General features: G+C 59.5%; 17 protein-coding genes and 1 tRNA gene. 9 read left to right on the top strand and 9 right to left on the bottom strand.

Going from position 1 to position 17,767, the window contains the following annotated elements; genetic code table 11:
- Nucleotides 1-68: 68 nt before the first annotated feature.
- The gene (locus tag QRN70_RS06505; protein WP_285416459.1) at nucleotides 69-887 is read right to left on the bottom strand and encodes a c-type cytochrome; all 819 of its coding nucleotides are present in this window, start codon (nucleotides 885-887) and stop codon (nucleotides 69-71) included.
- Nucleotides 888-1,472: 585 nt separating this feature from the next.
- Here QRN70_RS06505 and QRN70_RS06500 point away from each other — a divergent pair.
- The 3 genes from QRN70_RS06500 (at nucleotide 1,473) to QRN70_RS06490 (ending at nucleotide 5,673) form a co-directional block, all read left to right on the top strand.
- On the top strand, nucleotides 1,473-2,678 hold the full coding sequence (locus QRN70_RS06500; protein ID WP_285416458.1) for an acetyl-CoA C-acetyltransferase: 1,206 nt from the start codon (nucleotides 1,473-1,475) through the stop codon (nucleotides 2,676-2,678).
- A 25-nt stretch (nucleotides 2,679-2,703) separates the two neighbouring features.
- Nucleotides 2,704-4,848 (top strand): 3-hydroxyacyl-CoA dehydrogenase NAD-binding domain-containing protein, encoded by a 2,145-nt coding sequence (locus tag QRN70_RS06495; RefSeq protein WP_285416457.1) that lies wholly within the window; start codon nucleotides 2,704-2,706, stop codon nucleotides 4,846-4,848.
- A 96-nt stretch (nucleotides 4,849-4,944) separates the two neighbouring features.
- Complete coding sequence (locus QRN70_RS06490; protein WP_285416456.1) at nucleotides 4,945-5,673, top strand: amidotransferase; 729 nt, start codon at nucleotides 4,945-4,947, stop codon at nucleotides 5,671-5,673.
- Between the two features lie 48 nt (nucleotides 5,674-5,721).
- Here the strand turns inward: QRN70_RS06490 and QRN70_RS06485 are convergent, their stop codons facing one another.
- The 3 genes from QRN70_RS06485 to QRN70_RS06475 form a co-directional block, all read right to left on the bottom strand.
- Nucleotides 5,722-6,693 (bottom strand): magnesium and cobalt transport protein CorA, encoded by a 972-nt coding sequence (locus QRN70_RS06485; protein WP_285416455.1) that lies wholly within the window; start codon nucleotides 6,691-6,693, stop codon nucleotides 5,722-5,724.
- A gap of 134 nt (nucleotides 6,694-6,827) precedes the next feature.
- A complete protein-coding gene (locus QRN70_RS06480; protein ID WP_285416453.1) occupies nucleotides 6,828-7,550 on the bottom strand; it encodes a 1-acylglycerol-3-phosphate O-acyltransferase in 723 nt (240 codons plus the stop codon).
- Between the two features lie 211 nt (nucleotides 7,551-7,761).
- On the bottom strand, nucleotides 7,762-8,451 hold the full coding sequence (locus QRN70_RS06475) for a crotonase/enoyl-CoA hydratase family protein (RefSeq protein ID WP_285416452.1): 690 nt from the start codon (nucleotides 8,449-8,451) through the stop codon (nucleotides 7,762-7,764).
- A 309-nt stretch (nucleotides 8,452-8,760) separates the two neighbouring features.
- Between QRN70_RS06475 and QRN70_RS06470 the strand changes: the two genes are divergently transcribed.
- Together QRN70_RS06470 and QRN70_RS06465 are read left to right on the top strand one after the other, a co-directional pair.
- Nucleotides 8,761-8,850 (top strand) — tRNA-Ser (locus QRN70_RS06470).
- Nucleotides 8,851-9,140: 290 nt separating this feature from the next.
- Nucleotides 9,141-9,461 (top strand): YbjQ family protein, encoded by a 321-nt coding sequence (locus QRN70_RS06465; RefSeq protein ID WP_285416450.1) that lies wholly within the window; start codon nucleotides 9,141-9,143, stop codon nucleotides 9,459-9,461.
- A gap of 54 nt (nucleotides 9,462-9,515) precedes the next feature.
- On the opposite strand, the gene QRN70_RS06460 is transcribed toward QRN70_RS06465, so the two are convergent.
- The gene (locus QRN70_RS06460; RefSeq protein WP_285416449.1) at nucleotides 9,516-9,794 is read right to left on the bottom strand and encodes a hypothetical protein; all 279 of its coding nucleotides are present in this window, start codon (nucleotides 9,792-9,794) and stop codon (nucleotides 9,516-9,518) included.
- A 230-nt stretch (nucleotides 9,795-10,024) separates the two neighbouring features.
- Between QRN70_RS06460 and QRN70_RS06455 the strand changes: the two genes are divergently transcribed.
- From QRN70_RS06455 to QRN70_RS06440, 4 genes are all read left to right on the top strand, one after another.
- Nucleotides 10,025-10,213, top strand: coding sequence for a hypothetical protein (locus QRN70_RS06455; RefSeq protein WP_285416447.1), 189 nt, complete (start codon nucleotides 10,025-10,027; stop codon nucleotides 10,211-10,213).
- A gap of 323 nt (nucleotides 10,214-10,536) precedes the next feature.
- Nucleotides 10,537-10,908, top strand: a complete 372-nt coding sequence (locus QRN70_RS06450) for a glycine zipper domain-containing protein (protein WP_285416446.1) — start codon at nucleotides 10,537-10,539, stop codon at nucleotides 10,906-10,908.
- 134 nt (nucleotides 10,909-11,042) lie between these two features.
- Nucleotides 11,043-11,459, top strand: a complete 417-nt coding sequence (locus QRN70_RS06445) for a glycine zipper domain-containing protein (RefSeq protein ID WP_285416444.1) — start codon at nucleotides 11,043-11,045, stop codon at nucleotides 11,457-11,459.
- Nucleotides 11,460-11,582: 123 nt separating this feature from the next.
- Nucleotides 11,583-11,792: a hypothetical protein gene (locus tag QRN70_RS06440; RefSeq protein WP_285416442.1), complete on the top strand. Its 210-nt coding sequence runs from the start codon at nucleotides 11,583-11,585 to the stop codon at nucleotides 11,790-11,792.
- Nucleotides 11,793-11,846: 54 nt separating this feature from the next.
- Here QRN70_RS06440 and QRN70_RS06435 read toward each other — a convergent pair whose 3' ends face one another.
- The 4 genes from QRN70_RS06435 to QRN70_RS06425 all read right to left on the bottom strand — a co-directional run bounded on the left by QRN70_RS06435 (nucleotide 11,847) and on the right by QRN70_RS06425 (nucleotide 17,760).
- Nucleotides 11,847-12,176, bottom strand: coding sequence for a contact-dependent growth inhibition system immunity protein (locus QRN70_RS06435; RefSeq protein WP_285418030.1), 330 nt, complete (start codon nucleotides 12,174-12,176; stop codon nucleotides 11,847-11,849).
- A complete protein-coding gene (locus QRN70_RS27750) occupies nucleotides 12,177-12,386 on the bottom strand; it encodes a UCP019853 family protein (protein WP_502941526.1) in 210 nt (69 codons plus the stop codon).
- 158 nt (nucleotides 12,387-12,544) lie between these two features.
- A complete protein-coding gene (locus tag QRN70_RS06430; RefSeq protein WP_285416441.1) occupies nucleotides 12,545-12,970 on the bottom strand; it encodes a DUF6896 domain-containing protein in 426 nt (141 codons plus the stop codon).
- Nucleotides 12,967-17,760, bottom strand: a complete 4,794-nt coding sequence (locus QRN70_RS06425) for an RHS repeat-associated core domain-containing protein (RefSeq protein WP_285416440.1) — start codon at nucleotides 17,758-17,760, stop codon at nucleotides 12,967-12,969. The genes QRN70_RS06430 and QRN70_RS06425 overlap by 4 nt, the downstream gene beginning before the upstream one ends.
- Nucleotides 17,761-17,767: the final 7 nt, after the last annotated feature.

The raw sequence follows: 17,767 nt of genomic DNA, 5'->3' as shown, positions 1-17,767 counted from the left end.
GCAGAGTCAGCGCATAACCTGTGGGAGCTGGCTTGCCAGCGAAGAGGCCAGTGAAACACCCCCGACGCTTATGGCTTGACCTTGCGCCCAGCCATGTGCTGCAAATAGCCAATCAGCAACTGCAAATCCCCATCCGGCAACACCTGCGCCGAAAACCCCGGCATCTTCGCCTGCGGCCACTGGCGCAAACTCTGCGGGTCGCGAATGTAGCGCTTGAGGAAATCCGCGCCGAAATATTCGGTCGGGTTGTATGGAATGTTCAAGTCCGGACCGAACTGCGCATCGCCCGCACCGTTCAAGCGGTGGCAAGCCAGGCAGTTTTTCTGGAACAGGGCAAAACCCTGATTCACCGGGTCATGCGCTTTCAGCGCCGGATCCGGCAACAGGGCGGGGAAGCGTTCGGCTACCGGTGCCAGGCGCTTGATGCTGGCCACTTCGAATGGCCACTGCTCCGGGCTGATGTTGCCGGCCTGCGGGTCTGTCCACACCAGATAGAACGGCCCGGCGCTGTGCTTGCCCGCAGACAGAGGCGGCCATGGGTGGGCGGGATCTTCGATCGCCAGCCAGGCCCGCGCGCCCTCGGTATTGAGCAGCGGCGCCGCGGCCAGTTCGGCGGCAAAACCATCCAGCGCCACCGCTTGCAGGTGATCGTCCGGCTTGATCCCGCTCAGTAGCGCGGCCAGGGGGACGGCGCGATAAGTCATGTCCTTCTTGTAGGACACATCGTTGTTGATGGTGAGGGTTTGTACTTGAGGGTGCTTGAGCAATTCCTCGGTCTGCCAGCTGCGCGAATTCGCACCCAGCTCCAGGTTCAGTTGTGCAGCGGACAGAGGCAGGCTGAGGAGCATCGCCCCGGTCAGAATGAGCGCTTTCAAGGTGATCGCCATCCGTGTCGTGGAAGTGCGCAAAGCTTGGCACAGCCACACTGGCCCGGATAGCGGGCCAGTCATGGGTTTTGTGGCAATGAGCGATACCTGCCGCTTGATCAGCCGAGCACCTTGGTCAGGTTCGGCAAAATCAACAACAGCGTCGTGGCGAAAAGAATGAGCCCGGCTTGACGAACTTTCGGTTGTTTGAACATGGCTTGACCGCCTTTATTGTTATTTCCTGATGCCTGCCTGCATATCCATGACGGCACGCGTTGCACTTCCTGTAGCGAACGTCAGCCTCGGCAAGACCCGACGACAATGACGTACATGTTCACCTTAGGGCCCGCGTCACGCGTGGCTTAGATCTATTTCATATGTATTTGCTGCCACATGCGATAAAAAAGGCATGAGGCCTATTGCCAGCTTCTTTGCCGCCCTTTGGCTAGACAGCTTGCCGACCTGAACCGGTTCATCTGGCCGAGAATGACCGTCCGTCTGAGCATCGGCGTCAACGTCATTGAGCGCTGCGGTCATTGAATCAATGCCGGTCCGGGCCAACAGTGACAGGACGAAATTAACTCACCGCGCAGGTTCGAGGACGTCATGACCCAGGCTTTGATTTTCGACGCGTTACGCACTCCCCGTGGCAAAGGCAAGGCCGACGGTGCCTTGCACAGCGTCAAACCGGTGAACCTGGCGGCCGGGTTGCTCACCGCACTGCAGCAACGCATGGCGCTGGATACCAGCCAGGTCGATGACGTGGTGCTCGGTTGCGTCACGCCGATTGGCGACCAGGGCGCGGACATCGCCAAGACAGCGGTGCAGGTCGCCGATTGGGACGTCAGCGTCGCCGGTGTGCAGATCAACCGCTTCTGCGCCTCGGGGCTGGAGGCGGTGAACCTCGGCGCGATGAAAGTACGCTCCGGGTTCGAAGACCTGGTGGTGGTCGGTGGTGTCGAGTCGATGTCGCGGGTGCCAATGGGCAGCGACGGTGGCGCCTGGGCGCTGGACCCGCAGACCAATCTGCACAGCCATTTCACCCCGCAGGGTGTCGGCGCCGACCTGATCGCCACGCTCGAAGGCTTCAGCCGCCTGGACGTCGATACCTACGCGCTGCACTCGCAGCACAAAGCCGCGCGGGCGCGGGCCGACGGTTCGTTCAACAAGTCGCTGGTGCCGGTGCAGGATCAGAACGGCATCGTCCTGCTCGATCACGATGAGTTCATCCGCGCCGAGTCCAGCCTCGAAGGCCTGGGCAAGCTCAAGCCGAGTTTCGAAATGATCGGCCAGATGGGCTTCGACGCTACGGCGCTACGGGTCTACAGCCATGTCGAGCGGATCAATCATGTGCATACGCCGGGCAACAGTTCGGGGATCGTCGATGGCGCCGCACTGATGCTGATCGGCTCCGAGGCCAAGGGCCGCGCCCTCGGCTTGCAGCCACGGGCGCGAATCGTGGCGACGGCGGTGACCAGCACCGACCCGACCATCATGCTCACCGGCCCGGCGCCGGCAACCCGCAAGGCGCTGGCCAAGGCCGGGCTGCGGGTCGAGGACATCGACCTGTTCGAGGTCAACGAAGCCTTCGCCTCCGTGGTGCTCAAGTTCATCAAGGACATGGCCGTCGACCCGGACAAGGTCAACGTCAACGGCGGTTCGATTGCCATGGGCCACCCGCTGGGTGCCACCGGTTGCGCGATTCTCGGCACCTTGCTCGACGAACTGGAAGCCCGGCGCCTGCGCTACGGCCTGGCGACGCTGTGCGTCGGCGGCGGCATGGGCATCGCCACCATCATCGAACGTCTCTGAGCCGCGGATTCCAAGGAAAACAGCCATGACCGAAGCCATTCGTTACGAAAAAGGCCAGGACGCCATCGTCGTCCTCACCATCGACATGCCCGGCCAGAGCGCCAACACCATGAACGCGGTGTACCGCGAGGCCATGGCCGCGTGTGTCGCCCGTCTGCTGACGGACAAAGAGGCCATTGCCGGCGTCATCATCACCTCGGCGAAGAAGACCTTCTTTGCCGGCGGCGATCTCAACGAACTGATCAAGGTTGGCAAGGCAGAAGCCCAGGCTTTCTACGACATGGTGCTGACCCTCAAAGGCCAGTTGCGCAGTCTGGAAACCCTTGGCAAACCCGTGGTCGCGGCGATCAACGGCGCAGCACTGGGCGGTGGCTGGGAGATCTGCCTGGCCTGTCATTACCGCGTGGCGCTGGACGATGCCGCGGTGCAGCTCGGTCTGCCGGAAGTCACCCTCGGCCTGTTGCCGGGCGGCGGCGGGGTGGTGCGCATGGTGCGCCTGCTCGGCATCGAAAAGGCCCTGCCGTACTTGCTCGAAGGCAAGAAAGTCCGCCCGCAACAGGCGTTGCAGGCGGGCCTGATCGATGCGCTGGCGGCGGATCGCGATGAGCTGCTGGCGAAGGCGCGGGCGTGGATCCTCGCCAACCCCAATGCCGTGCAGCGCTGGGATGTGAAGGGTTACCAGATTCCCGGTGGTACGCCGGCGAATCCGAAAGTCGCGCAGATGCTGGCGATTGCGCCGTCGATCCTGCGCAGCAAGACCCAGGGCACGTTGCCCGCACCGGAGAAAATCCTCTGCGCCGCCGTGGAAGGCGCCCAGGTGGATTTCGACACCGCGCAGTTGATCGAAACCCGTTACTTCACCGAACTGACCACCGGTCAGGTGGCGAAAAACCTGATTGGCACCTTCTGGTTCCAGCTCAACGAAATCAATGCCGGCGGCTCGCGGCCCAAGGGGCACGCGCCCTACGTGACGCGGCGGGTCGGCGTGCTCGGTGCCGGCATGATGGGGGCCGGGATTGCCTATGTCAGCGCCTTGGCCGGGATCGACGTGGTGCTCAAGGACATCAATCTTGCCGCGGCGCAGAAGGGCAAGGCGCACTCGGCAGCGCTGCTCGACAAGAAAGTCGCGCGCGGCCAACTGTCCGCCGAACAGCGCGACGCCGTGCTGGCGCGCATCCACACCAGTGAAACTGACGCCGACCTGGCGGGTTGCGAGTTGATCATCGAAGCGGTATTCGAGGATCGCGAGCTCAAGGCCAAGGTGTCCGCGGCAGCGCAGGCCGTGGTCGGCCCAGACGCGGTGATCGCCTCCAACACCTCGACCCTGCCGATCACCGGCCTGGCGACGGCGGTGCCGGATCAGAGCAAGTTCATCGGTCTGCATTTCTTCAGTCCGGTGGACAAGATGCCGTTGGTGGAAATCATCAAGGGTGCCAGGACCAGTGACGAAACCCTCGCGCGCGGGTTCGACTTCGTCCTGCAGATCAAGAAAACCCCGATTGTCGTCAACGACAGCCGCGGCTTCTTTACCTCGCGCGTTTTCGGCACGTTCACCAACGAGGGCATCGCCATGCTGGGCGAGGGCGTCAGTGCGCCGATGATCGAAACCGAGGCGCGCAAGGCCGGGATGCCGGTCGGGCCGCTGGCGATCTCCGACGAAGTTTCCCTCAGCCTGATGAGCCATATCCGTCAACAGACGGCCAAAGACCTGCAAACGGAAGGAAAACCGCTGATAGAACATCCGGCATTCGCTGTGATTGACTTGCTGCTCAACGAATTCAAGCGTCCGGGCAAGGCAGCGGGAGGCGGTTTCTATGAGTATCCGGCCGGTGGCCAGAAGCATCTGTGGCCCGAGCTGAAACCCCGCTTTGAGAAGGCTGACGGGCAGATCTCGGCGCAGGACGTGCGTGATCGCTTGCTGTTCGTGCAAGCCATCGAAACCGTGCGCTGCGTGGAGGAGGGCGTGTTGACCTCAACGGCGGACGCCAACGTCGGCTCGATCTTCGGCATCGGCTTCGCGCCCTGGACCGGTGGTGCGCTGCAGTTCATCAACCAGTACGGGGTGAAGGATTTCGTCGCCCGCGCGCAGTACCTCGCCGAGCAGTACGGTGAGCGTTTCGCACCGCCGGCGCTGTTGCTGGAGAAGGCCGCCCGAGGTGAATTGTTCTAACGCGGTGGGCAGGGCATTTCCGGGCTTGCCTTGGCGGGTGGTTTCAAGGCAGGCTCTGGGGTGTTCATTATTCCCATCACGTGTCAGGTATTTTTTATGTCGCTACGCATCTGCATTCTGGAAACCGACATCCTGCGTCCGGAACTGGTCGATCAATATCAGGGTTACGGGCAGATGTTTCAGCGCCTGTTCTCCAAGCAGCCGATCGCTGCCGAGTTCACCGTGTACAACGTGATGCAGGGCGAATACCCGAGCGATGACCTGACCTTCGACGCTTACCTGGTCACCGGCAGCAAGGCCGACTCGTTCGGCACCGATCCGTGGATCCAGACGCTCAAGCAATACCTGCTGACCCGCTACGAGCGCGGCGACAAGCTGCTCGGCGTGTGCTTCGGCCATCAACTGCTGGCGCTGCTGCTGGGCGGCAAGAGCGAGCGCGCCACCCAGGGCTGGGGCGTCGGCACCCACAACTACAAACTGGCGGCCAAGGCCCCCTGGATGAGCCCGCTGCGTGAAGAGCTGACCCTGCTGATCAGCCACCAGGATCAGGTCACGGCGCTGCCGGAGAATGCCACGGTGATTGCTTCCAGCGACTTCTGCCCGTTCGCCGCCTATCACATCAACGATCAGGTGCTGTGCTTCCAGGGCCATCCGGAATTCATCCACGATTACTCGCGGGCCTTGCTCGACCTGCGCCAGGAAGCGTTGGGCACGCAGATCTACAGCAAAGGCGTGGCCAGTCTCGAACAGGAGCACCATGGCACCACGGTCGCGGAGTGGATGATGCGCTTTGTGGCGCACAAGCCCGAGGCCAAAGCCGTTTAGCCCCTGGCGTTGAGCCTGCGGCGCAGAGCACGCTCTCGCGCCGTGGGCCTACAGCCACCCCGAACGTTTGAAGCTTGCCCACAAGCTCACACAGCCGACCGTGATGAAGCCCAGCACGGCGAAATAGCCGTAGTGCCAGCTCAGCTCCGGCATGTTCTGGAAGTTCATCCCGTAGATCCCGGCCACCGCCGTTGGGAACGCGAGAATGGCCGCCCACGCGGCGAACTTGCGTTGCACCACGCTCTGGCGCGACGCTTCCAGCAGTACACCGATTTCGATGGTCTGGCTGGCGATATCGGCCAGCGTGGTCAGGTCCTCCATCTGCCGCGTGACATGGATCTGCACATCGCGGAAGTACGGACGCATGTTCTTGTCGATAAACGGGAAGCTGAGTTTTTGCAGTTCTTCGCCGATCTCGACCATCGGCGCGGCATAGCGGCGCAGACGCAGGACATCGCGGCGCAGGCCATGCAACTTTTGAATGTCATGCTCATTCAGCGCGCTGCACAGCACGTTGCGCTCCAGCTCATCGATTTCGGCATGGATCGCTTCGCCTACCGGCTGGTAATTTTCGATGACGAAATCCAGCAGCGCGTACAGTACGAAATCTTCCCCGTGCTCAAGCAGCAGCGGACGCGCCTCACAGCGTTGACGGACATGGGCGTAGGATGCCGAGTGGCCGTTGCGCGCAGTGATGATGTAGCCCTTGCCGGCGAAAATATGCGTTTCGATGAACTGCAGGATGCCGTGCTCGCGCACAGGTGAGTAGGTGACGATGAACAAGGCGTCACCGAAGGTTTCCAGTTTTGGCCGGCTGTGTTTTTCCAGCGCGTCTTCAATGGCCAGCTCGTGCAGGTTGAACTGGCGCTGCAGGTTGGACAGCTCCTGGGCACTCGGCTCTTCGAGGCCGATCCAGACGAAATGGCCTGTTTTGGCGGCCCAGGCTGCGCCTTCGTCGAGCGCAATATTGGTGACTTTCTTACCCGCGCTGTAAACCGCAGCAGCAACAACTCGACCCATGGTGGTGATTCACTTCTTCTTGGCAGATGGCAGGGGAGACAAGGCTTCAGCTTAGCCGTGTCGCTGCTTGAGAGTCAGTGAAATCTGCACAGTTCACCCGGCAAAAGAAAACCCGCACCAGGCGGGTTTGTTTTTCAGGCAGCTTGCAGTTGCTGATCCATTGCGGCGATGCATTCGCGCATCTGCTCGCGGCACTGGCTGATGAGCATGGGCATGTCGTCCATGGTCAGCCCGACAGTAGGAATTGCCGGCAGCGAGCGTATGAGAATTTTCCCGCTGCGCCAGCGATTCAGGCGCATGTGCTTGATATAGCTGCTGACACACACCGGCACGATCGGCACGCCGGCGGCAATTGCCATTTGGAATGCGCCTTTCTTGAACGGCAGCAGTTCTTCGCCAAGGTTGCGCGTGCCCTCCGGGAACACCCAGATCGAGGTGTCCTCGTGCTGCAAGGTATGGGTGGTGGTGAGCATCGACTTGCGCGCCTTGTGCGCGTTACCACGATCGATCAACACATTGCCGGCCAGCCAGAACAACTGGCCGAACAGCGGCACCCATTTCAGGCTCTTCTTGCCAATGCACACGGTGCGGCGTGGCACGACGTTGCCGAACACAAACAGATCGTAGTTGGACTGGTGATTGGCGATGATCACGCAGCTGTCGGGCTTGTTCATCAGCGGGCCGACATCGGCCTTAACCCGCAGACGCAGAATGCACATCGCCGGCAACGCGTACAGACGGGCGCATAGCCGACTGTTGTCGGGATTGAACGGGCGGCAGATCCCGAGGATCACCCCAAGCACGCCAGCCAGAATAAAGTGCAGGCCCATCAACAACATACGAAACACAAACAGCATTTTCAGGCACACCGGGACAAAAGGTGGCGCAGTGTACGGATGTGCACTGTTTTCGGCAATTGGCACTATAGAGGCGGGAGATGGCCGATGTTTAAGCGCATGTTTCCGACTTGATGGTCAGATGCGGCCTAGAGCTGTTGCAGAGTTTTCCGAGCGCGTAAGAAAAAGCCCGACACGACGGTCGGGCTTTTCTCGATCAAGCGCGAGTGCCTCAGCCCAGATGTTCCTGGTCCTGAATGATGGCGTTGTCCAGGGTTTCCAAGAGAGCCTTGCGTACCTTGAGCTTGGTGTTCTTATGTGCGGTCATGTTGATTTTCTTCAACTGACGCGCGGCAGCCAGCGCGGCACCTTGCAGTTCTTCGGCGGCAACCACTTTGTCGAGGAAGCCGGCATCCACTGCGGTCTGCGGGTCGAACATCTCACCGTTGATCACCGAACGGTGGAAAGCCGAGCGACGCAGGCGATCGCGGGCCAGCTCGATACCGGCGTGATGCATGGTCATGCCGATCTGCACTTCGTTGAGGCCGATGCTGAAAGGACCGTCGACACCAATGCGGTAGTCGGCGGACAACAGGAGGAAGGCACCTTTGGCCACGGCGTGGCCAGGGCAGGCGACGATCACCGGGAACGGATGCGACAGCAGGCGACGGGCGAGAGTCGAACCGGCGGTCACCAGTGACACGGCTTCCTTAGGGCCAGCGGTCATCACCTTCAAGTCGTAGCCACCGGAGAGAATGCCTGGCTGGCCGGTAATGATCACGATCGCACGATCGGTCACTGCCTGATCCAGCGCCGCGTTGAACGCCGCGATCACGTCCGGGGAAATGGCATTGACCTTGCCGTTGTTCAGGGTCAGGGTCGCGATACCGTCTTCGAGGTGGTAGGAGATCAACTCACTCATGACGCTATTCCTTGTAAGAAAGATGGGGCAGAAGTTACCCATCGCGGTAGGACAGGTAAAGCGCCGTGACTGACCCGCCAGTCACCGTTTCCTGGCTCGTCCAGCGTAGCGCGCCACAGGGCTGACGCATTGCCTGCCTTATATAGATGCGTCACCCACCGAAGAATGGCCGGTTTGCCATGGTCGATATCCCGAGGAAACGGGTTTCTTCGTTAACCGCATGAAAATTCTGAAAAAAACCTTTGCCATCGGAAAAGCTTTCGACTACATTAGCGCGCCTCGACAGACGCAATGCGAATGACGAGATACGGTGAAGTGTCCGAGTGGCTTAAGGAGCACGCCTGGAAAGTGTGTATACAGGAAACTGTATCGAGAGTTCGAATCTCTCCTTCACCGCCACATTCAGTAAACACAAACCCCTGATTTTCGTAGAGAAAGTCAGGGGTTTGTGGTTTCTGGCGTCTGGAAAACGGGTACCAGGAAATGGACGGGGCCTGACGCCAGCGGCGGGTGTCTGGGCTGTTCATCAATGACAGCTAAAGTCTTGCAACTCCCGTCGCAGTTAACCAGTTGGCTTCCACTAATTCCGAATTGGCACTGCGAATTGTGTGCTGCTGCATCACGCGACCGCTTGCTTGCGCCGATGTTCTACAATCGCGACTTTTCTGCGCCTACAAGGGAATGCGTACATGATTATTTCGACCACCCACGCAATCGAAGGCCGACAGATCACGGCTTATCTGGACATTGTCAGTGCCGAGTCGGTGCAAGGCGTCAACGTGATTCGCGACATGTTTGCCGGCATGCGCGACTTTTTCGGTGGGCGTTCGCAGACACTCGAGCGGGCATTGAAAGAAGCGCGAATTCAGGCCACTGACGAGATCAAGGAAAGAGCGCGGGCGTTGCAGGCCGATGCGGTGGTGGGGGTCGATTTCGAGATCAGCATGCCGGCGGGTAAGGGCGGTATGGTCGTGGTGTTTGCCACCGGCACGGCGGTGAAGTTGCGCTGAGCCTGGCTTGGCAGGTGGGGGCCCATTCACGGGCGAACAGGCCCCGACTGTCGATCAACCTTGCGGTTTGAGTAGGACAGCGCCTTTCGAGTCGTAGGTCAGTGGTGTATCGATGGCGACCAGTGGCGGCGTGCCAATGGATTCATCCGGCTGGGCTGGCTGGCTCGGATGGTAGATGACGCCAGGCTGCAGGATGGGTTTGTCCGGGTACTTGATGGTGATCTCACCCGAGGCGATCTTCTCCTTGAATTTCTCCCCCGCTGCTTTACCCGCAGCGATCTGTTCGTCCGTGAGCGTGACAACCGGCATGTTCGGGAATCCCTTGAGTTCCATGGTCTCTCCTTGAGTTTCATTGCGTGGAAAAAGGGCAACGGCCATTCATTGGGAATCTTTAGCTGGTCGGGACCAACGGTGTTAAATGGATGTAGGCCATTCGTCGGGCACCAGTCCATCTGAATCACAAGTCCAGGAATGACCGGCTAGTCTCAAAAGTCTTGGAGGTCGATATTTTTTCAGGCAAAAGTGTTTGCCGGTATCGACCCGCGTTGGCAGAGGGGCGAGACATGACTGACCCGTATATCGAAGACGACGGAGCTGAATATCCATTCAACAATTGTGTGCGCTGTGGCCAGACCGAGTACCAGGCGGGTTTCGGCGAGGATCCAGTGCAGACGGGCAAGATCAAGTCGATAGCGCCCAAGGGGCCGAAAGCCAAATTTTTGCCCAAGGTAACGGCACGTTCGAGGAAATGACTGTTCATCGAGAAGCCCCGTCATGAGCGGGTTTTTTTTTATGGGCGCGGGAAGGGATTTTTCTTACAGATAGAGGTGATTTGTTCGGGGTCTTTCACAAACTTTTCACACCCGTCGACGTAGGGTGAAGCCATCCGTTAGAAAGCAAGTCTCCAGCCCGTCTCCCCAGCGGGCTTTTTTTTGCCCGTCATAAAACCTTTTCGATAATCGCTGTCCAATCGGCGCCAATGGCCCCGTGGCAGCGGATATTGTCCGGACATTGCCAGTACGCTGGCGTGTGATCTGTGCCCTTTTTGTCATCCCTATTTGTTGAGGTTTTCGTCATGCGTTTAACTCTGCCGGCCCTGGTTCTGGGCTTACTGGTTGCTCAAGGTGCAATGGCTGCCGGTGACGGTACCGCTGCGCTTGGCGGTGGCCTGGGTGGTGCGCTGGGTAATGTGGTTGGCCAGAAAATGGGCGGCAGCACGGGTGCAGCGCTTGGCGCCGGTGTTGCGGGTGCGGCCGGTAGTGCGCTCGCCGCGAAGAAGGGCAGTCGTACCAAAGCGGCTATCGGTGGCGGTGTTGGCGCGGCAGGCGGTTCGGTGATCGGTAACAGCCTGGGCGGCAGGACTGGCGCGACGATCGGTGCGGGCCTGGGTGGCGCGGCCGGTGGCGCGGTCGGCAGCAACCTGTCCAAAGGTCACAAACGCCACTGATCCCGATCGTTTTTCTGAAAAGGCCCGGCAATCGTCGGGCCTTTTCATGGGTGAACGTTTTCCGCAATTACACCTCCAAACCTCATGATCGCCCGCTGGGCGGATTGTCCCGCTTCGGGAACTGAGAGGTTGATATGCGACTGACATTATCTGCTTTGGTACTTGGCTTGTTGGTGGCTCAGGGCGCAATGGCGGCCGGGGACGGTACTGCTGCGGTGGGCGGTGGCCTGGGTGGTGCGTTGGGCAACGTAGTCGGTGGCCAACTTGGCGGAAGTACCGGCGCGGCGGTCGGTGCAGGTGTCGGTGGCGCCGTGGGCGGTGCAGTCGGCGCGAACAAACGAAACCGTACCGAAGCCGCCATTGGCGGCGGCCTTGGCGCTGCCGGTGGTTCGGTGGTCGGCAACAGCCTCGGCGGCTCTACCGGTTCGACCATCGGTGCAGGTCTCGGCGGAGCCGCCGGGGGCGCAGTGGGCAACAACCTCGGTGATGACGGTGGAAAGTCGCACTCGGGTGGTGGCCATAAACACAAGCACAAGAATCGCCATCGCTAGTTCTGCATTGCCTGTAAAAACCCGGCCTGGTGCCGGGTTTTTCATGCCTGTGATCCAGGCATTGGAACGATTGCCTCAAGGGCTTCTCGAAGGTTTATAACGTCTCCACTATCGAGGTGCGCCATGACTCCTGAAACCGAAGGCAAAGAAGAAAAAGGCCCAAGCGGCCTGCCGTTTATCAATGATCCGGGCAATGAAGACCCAGGTTCGGTGATGGACGATGCGACGGTGCCGCTGAGTGAAGGTGATGACGAGGAAACGCCGGAGTATCCATTGCCTTCGCCGACGGATTCGTTGGGGCGGGATCAGTTGCCGCCGGATGAGGAGGCTTAGCGGGCGATTGTAGGGAGCAAAGCTTGAGATTTGACGCCCCCTCAGCGCTTCGCTTCATTGTGTTTCCGTCTGAAGCAAATTGATGACGTGCTCTAACCAGGCTTTGCCCGAAGGCCATGCGTAAGGGTAGTAATAGGCGCATCCAATTTCATCGAACAGAAACTCACGAAGCTTCTCCTCGGTTTGAGTTTCGTTTATTAACGTCTTTAGCTCGTCTTTTACTTGAGCAAGATTTTCACTGGTTGACTCAATGATAAAAAGACGGACGACGTCATCTTCTGTGTCGTGATCACATTTCCAATCTCCATGAAAATAGCCGGCTAAGAACTGGAATAATGCTGGATATTTATTATTCGCTGGCTTATATGCTGGTGCGCAAGTAATTTAGTTAAATGATACATCGATTCTATTCGCCATAACTTTGATGTATTTGCCGTTCAGTTCTGGACGGTCGAAATGAATTTCCTCATCATAAAAATCAACAAAAGAGTGAAAGGTGTCATTGTTGAAGAATCCGTAAAGGACGCAGGAGAAACCCTCACTGATCATCTTTAGCTGCTTCTGAAGCTTCCTCGGCCTGTTCTCATCAGGCAAGGCCAATAATACATATAGAATTATAGGACTCTTAAAATGGTTGATTTTACGAGCGTTATATCTGTTCTGGCGATAATATATTTTTTAAATGCGAGTGGGTTTAAAGAGCGCATTGTATTGTTATAGTTGTCGTGATTGTTTTGTCAGTATAAAAGATTTTATTTTTTAAGATTTCTGGTGAGGACATATAAGTCATCTGAAGCTGGCATTTTTTCTATTCTGTTTTCCGACAAATATTTTAGGAATTCTTCTTCGACGTTTTCCTTTCTGCAATACCTGGGATATGACAGTGGTCGATCACATGCAAATACGTAAAGTCGCCAAATATCAAATCCATCAACTCTATTGTTGGGTCCGTAATCAAAATTTATAGTTTCCGATGGGAAGTGAATAAAGCACCCAGCGCCGTGCAGCTCATATTGGATACCTTTTGTTATTTCTCCGCAGCGTTTTATTTTTTGGGTTTTCCACAGGTTAAGAATATTCCGACTGCCGAATTTTTCTTCTAATAACTTTGTGCCAATTTCGACCTTTGACAAAAAATCATTTATTAGGTCTTCAAGCGTAATGTTATGGTTGCTCATCTTCTTCTGCGGTGCTCCAATCTGTCATTGCCTACATTAGTTGCTGATTCAATTACTTCCTCGATGCTGTCTAGGCTTCCTCTATGGTCCCGTATGTTGGTTATGAGCCGTATACTTACTTTAGTCGAAGTTTGTCGAGCTGCCGCTGCGCGGTGATGCCCATCTAGAATATAAAACTCGCCGTTGTGTTCTGCCACATCTATGGGGTATTGACTGTCGTAACCACTGCCGCGCATGTTATGGGCAATCCTTTCAACCTCTCTTGTTGAGGTTTTTCCCGATAGCTCATGAGTCCGCTTCAGATGTTTTGGGTCTACGCCATGACTAATCGTAGGTGTATGCGGCTCGCCAGCATCAATCTTGGCGTAACCAACGTCGTCCGGCACAGAGCAACCCGGCTTATTCGGCGGTGGGCAGTCGGAGCTTAGCCCCAGCGGATCCACCCACCCCGTCGGATTTCGCGTGTATTGGAACTGATTCAGGCCGCCCGCCAGTTTCACCGGGTCTGGCGTCAGATATCGCCCGATGTCCGGGTCGTAGTAACGATGGCGGTTGTAGTGCAGGCCGCTTTCCGCGTCGAAGTATTGACCTTGGAAACGCAGTGGCTGGTCGAGTTGTTCTTCGTTGCTGTGGGCTAGCGCGGTGAGCTTGCCGTAGGCGTTGTATTTGGCTGACCAGACGATTTCGCCACTGTAGTCGGTCAGTTCCTGCGGCGTGCCGAGATGGTCGAGTTGGTAGTAGAACGGGCAGGCGTGTTTCGGGCCCTTGCCGTCGAGCAGTGCCAGTGGGCGGAAGGTGCCGGGTTCGTAGACGTAGCTGCGGTGGTGGTGGTCGCTGCTTTCGGCGACGAGTTGGTCGCCTTGCCAGAAGAATTCGGTGGTGGCGCCTCTGACGGTTTTGCTGATGCGCCGACCGAAGGCGTCGTAGCGATAGGTGGCGCTCTCGCCGTCGGGGCGGGTCACGCCGATCAAGCGGTGCTGGCAGTCGTAGCGGTACTCGGTGACGAGTGTTTGCCCGCGGCCGCGCCGCTCGCGGATCAGGTTGCCGAAGGCGTCGTAGTCGTAGTGGCGGTCGCCCTGCATCAGCAGGCGGTTGCCGACGACTTTTGCCGGGCCGGGACGATCCTGCATCAGCAGGTTGCCGGCGGGGTCGTGTGCGAAAGTTTCCGGCGGATCGTTGCGGCTATGGCGGACGCGGGTCAAGCGGTTCAGGGCATCGTAGTAATACGCACGCTGACCGTGGCGGCTGTCGGCGATGGACGCGAGGTTGCCATTGACCGCATAGCTGTAGTGGCGCAGGTACAACGTGCGGTTTTGTTGGTGAACCGTGTGGGCCTGCAAGCGACCTTGTTCGTCGTATTGGTAGTGGCTGGTCAGTTGACCTTGCTGGCGCTCGCGCTCCTGGCCGAATTGAAAACGATGGCGGGTTAACGACGTTCCATTGAGATCAATTCCCGCCAGCGCACCACCCTTGGCGTACTGGTAATCGAGTTTGCTGTCGTCCGGCAGACGCAGGTGCTTGAGCTGGCCGCAGGCATCGTAGGCATAACGCAAGGTGCCCCAGCCCTGATGCTCGGTGATCAAACGGTCCTGCACGTCGTACTCGAAGGCCAGCGGCTGCCCCTGATCGTCATCAACGCCGATCAAGCGGCCCAGACGGTCGTAGCGGTAAGCAACCTGATTGCCGTCGGGCAAGGTCTTGCGCCGCAGGCGCCCGGCGGTATCGCGCTCGTAAGCGGTGACCAGCGTGGAGCCGTCATCGCCAAACTCGGTTTTTTCCAGCAGGTGACCGTTGCGGTCGTAGGCGTAAGCGGTGCGTCGCCCGTCGAAGCCGGTTTCCTGCCGAATCAATCCGGTCGGCGTATAGTCCAGTTGGTATTTTTCCCCGGACTCGTTCTCGATCTCCGTCAGTCGCAGTTGCGCGTGGTCGTAGCGGTACTGGACCCGTGTGCCGTCGGGATTGATCCGGCGCGAGACCAGGTGCAGGTCGTCGTCATATTCGTAGCGGGTGACGCGCCCCTGTTCGTCCTGCGCGGCCGTGATCTGGCCGTAGGCGCTGTAGGACCAGGCGAGGGTGGCGCCATTCGGTAGCGTGGTCTGCAGCAGGCGGCCTACGGCGTCCCAGGTGTGGCGGGTGATTGCGCCGTGTTCGTCCTGCGTGGTCAGTCGCCGGCCCAACGCGTCGTAGGAAAACTGGCGCACGCCGCCGTCGGGCAGGGTTTCCGCGAGCAGTTGGCCGAGGTCGTTCCAGGAGAACAGGTGCCGGCTGTTGTCCGGGTAACGGATCGACAGCACTCGCCCCCGCGGGTCGTAGTGGTAATGGGTGACCTGACCGTCGGGATCGATCGCTTCGGTGACGGCGCCCTGGGCGTTGCGCCGCCAGGTCGATACCGCATCGCCACGGGAACGGCTGTGCAGGAAACCGTTGCGATACTCGTAGGACGTCGGCGCATCGTCCGGCGGAATCAGCGCGATCAGCCGTCCGACATCGTCGTAGCGATACTCGGTGACCGCGCCCAGCGCATCCTGCTCGGCGACCAACCGGCCCGCCGAGTCGTAGGCCTTGAGCTGTTCACCACCATCGGCCGCGACTTTACGCACCAGCCGCGCCGTGTCGTCGTGGACGTAAACCTCTTCGGTGCCGTCGACGTATTGCACCGTGACGCTGCCGGCGTCGTCCCAGACGTAGCGGGTATCCATCTGCGAAAACGACGCCCAGTGCCGCACGCAACGCGCCGCCTTGCCGGTGCGCTGCCACTCCCAGAAGAAGCTCGCGCCGCCAGTGAGCTGGCGCTGCAGGATGACGTGCTGGTCGTCGTAGTCGTAGCGCTCGCTTTCGCCGGCGGCGTTGGTCGCTTCGATCAGGCGCTGGCGGCCGTCGTAGCGGTAGCTGACCAGCGTCTGCTCGGTGTGCCAGGGCTCGGCCAGGTTCGGTGCGGGGCGAAATACCTGGTAGTCGACGGCGATCAGTTGCGTGCGCTCGTAGCGCAAGCGCAGGGCACGGCCGGCGCCGTTGTCCAGGCGCTGGATTCGCTCGAAACGGTCACGCTGCACGTGCAGGCGGTTGTTGTAGGCATCGCTGATCGCGGTCAGGCATCCGCCGCGAAAATGGTAGAAACGCGCCGTCTCACCGGCCAGGGCGAGGATCAGTTCCTCCGGCTCGTCGCCCAGAAAAATCGCCGCCCGCGACAGGCTGTTGTGGATCGCCGGGCGCTCGACACTCGGCAGCGGCAACCGCGTGCGGCGGTTTTCGTGATCGACCCAAACCACAGCATCGCCATCAAACTCCAGCCGATGCGCCAGCGAATGGCTCCAGCCAAACCCCAGGCCGACATCGATCTCCACCGCGCTGGTGCGGTACAGGCGGGTGAACTCGAAGGGCAGCAGCCCGTCGAGCACGCCGTCGGTGAGGGTGAGCAGTTCTTCGCCGGTAACCATCGACACCGGGCAGCCGTTCTTGCAGGTCAGCTGGACGCAGTCGACGCTGTCGCCGTTGGGGTTTTTCGCCTGGTCGGGGGCGTCGTCGCGCGGTTCATGACGCTCCAGTCGGGTCATGTCCTGGGACTTGTTACGGGCAATCGCTGCCGGGTTGGCCACAGTTAATACCGTGGCGTCCGCCTGGCGGATTTCCAGTGGAATCGCAGGTGTCGGATTCAAAGGCGCCTGGCGTGCATTGACCATCAGCGGTTTCAACGCCGACGCGTGCTGGTTGAGGTCGGGGGAGGGGGTCAGCAGGCTCAAGCGCAGGGCCGAGGCCGCCAGCCATTCCCGCGCCCGTGGCGACCTGACTTTTTCCAGCACCTTGCTGCTCAATTGCAGCGAGACGCCGATACCGCCGGCCACTCTCACCAGCAGGAAACTGATCAGCAATTCGATCCGAACCTCTGCAACCACCTCGGCCAGGTACTGCGGCGGCAGCATCCGCAGCCAACTGGTGAATGCGGCGAGGTGGATGAACAGCAGGGGTTCGTCGCTCAGGAGCAGCAGGCCATTGGCGATGGTCTCGGCGGAGGCCTTGAGCAAGGCATCCAACTCGATCTCGGACACGTATTGCAGAAGTTTCTCGCTGTTGGCCTGCAAGTCTGCGAGCAGGGCGAACAGCTGCCTGACGTTTTCCCAGACCTTGTGCAAGGCCGTGTCGAAACCATCCCAGTCGGCCTGCTGCAACTGGCCGAAACGCTCGCGCAATCCAGCGCTGGAGAACTCCGCCCAGCGTGGCTGGAATTCATCCCATTCCTGACGCAGCCAGCCTTCGAGGCTATCGATCAGGCCCTGGTAGGAGGCAAACAGCGTCTTGACCTGCGCAGTTGAAACACCTGGAAAGAAGGTGATGCGATAGCGTTGGCCGCGCTGGCAATCGCTCACCTCGAGAATGCCGCTGGGACCGATCATGTGATGCACCGGCTCGCCAAAGGTCTGCACGCCGTCGACATCGGCAATCAGCGGTTCCAGCATCACCGGGGTATCGCCGATCGGCACGAATCGCGCGGCCTCGAACATGTGCACCAGGGTCAACGGACCACTGGCGGGGCACATGACGACGGCTGAACCGATGGGCTTGCGGCTGTGGATCGGTGCGCTGAGGCGCACGTCGTTGCCGACCTTGAACACCTGCTCGACGTCCAGCGCCGGGCCGGTCCAGAATTGCTCGGCCCAAGACTCATAGTCGTTGAGACACAGGCGAAATTCGCGGAACAACTGCTCTGCATCAGGCTGGTCGGGGTTCAGCGCGGCGACCACCAGCAGACCGATACTGTTGTTCAGAGGCAGAAGCCGATCAGGTTGAAGCATTGGCAGT

This window comes from Pseudomonas sp. efr-133-TYG-5 (assembly GCF_030209175.1).
Taxonomy (GTDB): Bacteria; Pseudomonadota; Gammaproteobacteria; order Pseudomonadales; family Pseudomonadaceae; genus Aquipseudomonas.
Note: the sequence above shows the minus strand (reverse complement) of the source record. Positions and strands in the feature narration are given on the sequence as shown.

Coding starts and splice junctions, on each gene's coding strand:
- QRN70_RS06505 (WP_285416459.1), bottom strand. CDS start 887: ATGGCGATCACCTTGAAAGCGCTCATTCTGACCGGGGCGATGCTCCTC.
- QRN70_RS06500 (WP_285416458.1), top strand. CDS start 1,473: ATGACCCAGGCTTTGATTTTCGACGCGTTACGCACTCCCCGTGGCAAA.
- QRN70_RS06495 (WP_285416457.1), top strand. CDS start 2,704: ATGACCGAAGCCATTCGTTACGAAAAAGGCCAGGACGCCATCGTCGTC.
- QRN70_RS06490 (WP_285416456.1), top strand. CDS start 4,945: ATGTCGCTACGCATCTGCATTCTGGAAACCGACATCCTGCGTCCGGAA.
- QRN70_RS06485 (WP_285416455.1), bottom strand. CDS start 6,693: ATGGGTCGAGTTGTTGCTGCTGCGGTTTACAGCGCGGGTAAGAAAGTC.
- QRN70_RS06480 (WP_285416453.1), bottom strand. CDS start 7,550: ATGCTGTTTGTGTTTCGTATGTTGTTGATGGGCCTGCACTTTATTCTG.
- QRN70_RS06475 (WP_285416452.1), bottom strand. CDS start 8,451: ATGAGTGAGTTGATCTCCTACCACCTCGAAGACGGTATCGCGACCCTG.
- QRN70_RS06465 (WP_285416450.1), top strand. CDS start 9,141: ATGATTATTTCGACCACCCACGCAATCGAAGGCCGACAGATCACGGCT.
- QRN70_RS06460 (WP_285416449.1), bottom strand. CDS start 9,794: ATGGAACTCAAGGGATTCCCGAACATGCCGGTTGTCACGCTCACGGAC.
- QRN70_RS06455 (WP_285416447.1), top strand. CDS start 10,025: ATGACTGACCCGTATATCGAAGACGACGGAGCTGAATATCCATTCAAC.
- QRN70_RS06450 (WP_285416446.1), top strand. CDS start 10,537: ATGCGTTTAACTCTGCCGGCCCTGGTTCTGGGCTTACTGGTTGCTCAA.
- QRN70_RS06445 (WP_285416444.1), top strand. CDS start 11,043: ATGCGACTGACATTATCTGCTTTGGTACTTGGCTTGTTGGTGGCTCAG.
- QRN70_RS06440 (WP_285416442.1), top strand. CDS start 11,583: ATGACTCCTGAAACCGAAGGCAAAGAAGAAAAAGGCCCAAGCGGCCTG.
- QRN70_RS06430 (WP_285416441.1), bottom strand. CDS start 12,970: ATGAGCAACCATAACATTACGCTTGAAGACCTAATAAATGATTTTTTG.
- QRN70_RS06425 (WP_285416440.1), bottom strand. CDS start 17,760: ATGCTTCAACCTGATCGGCTTCTGCCTCTGAACAACAGTATCGGTCTG.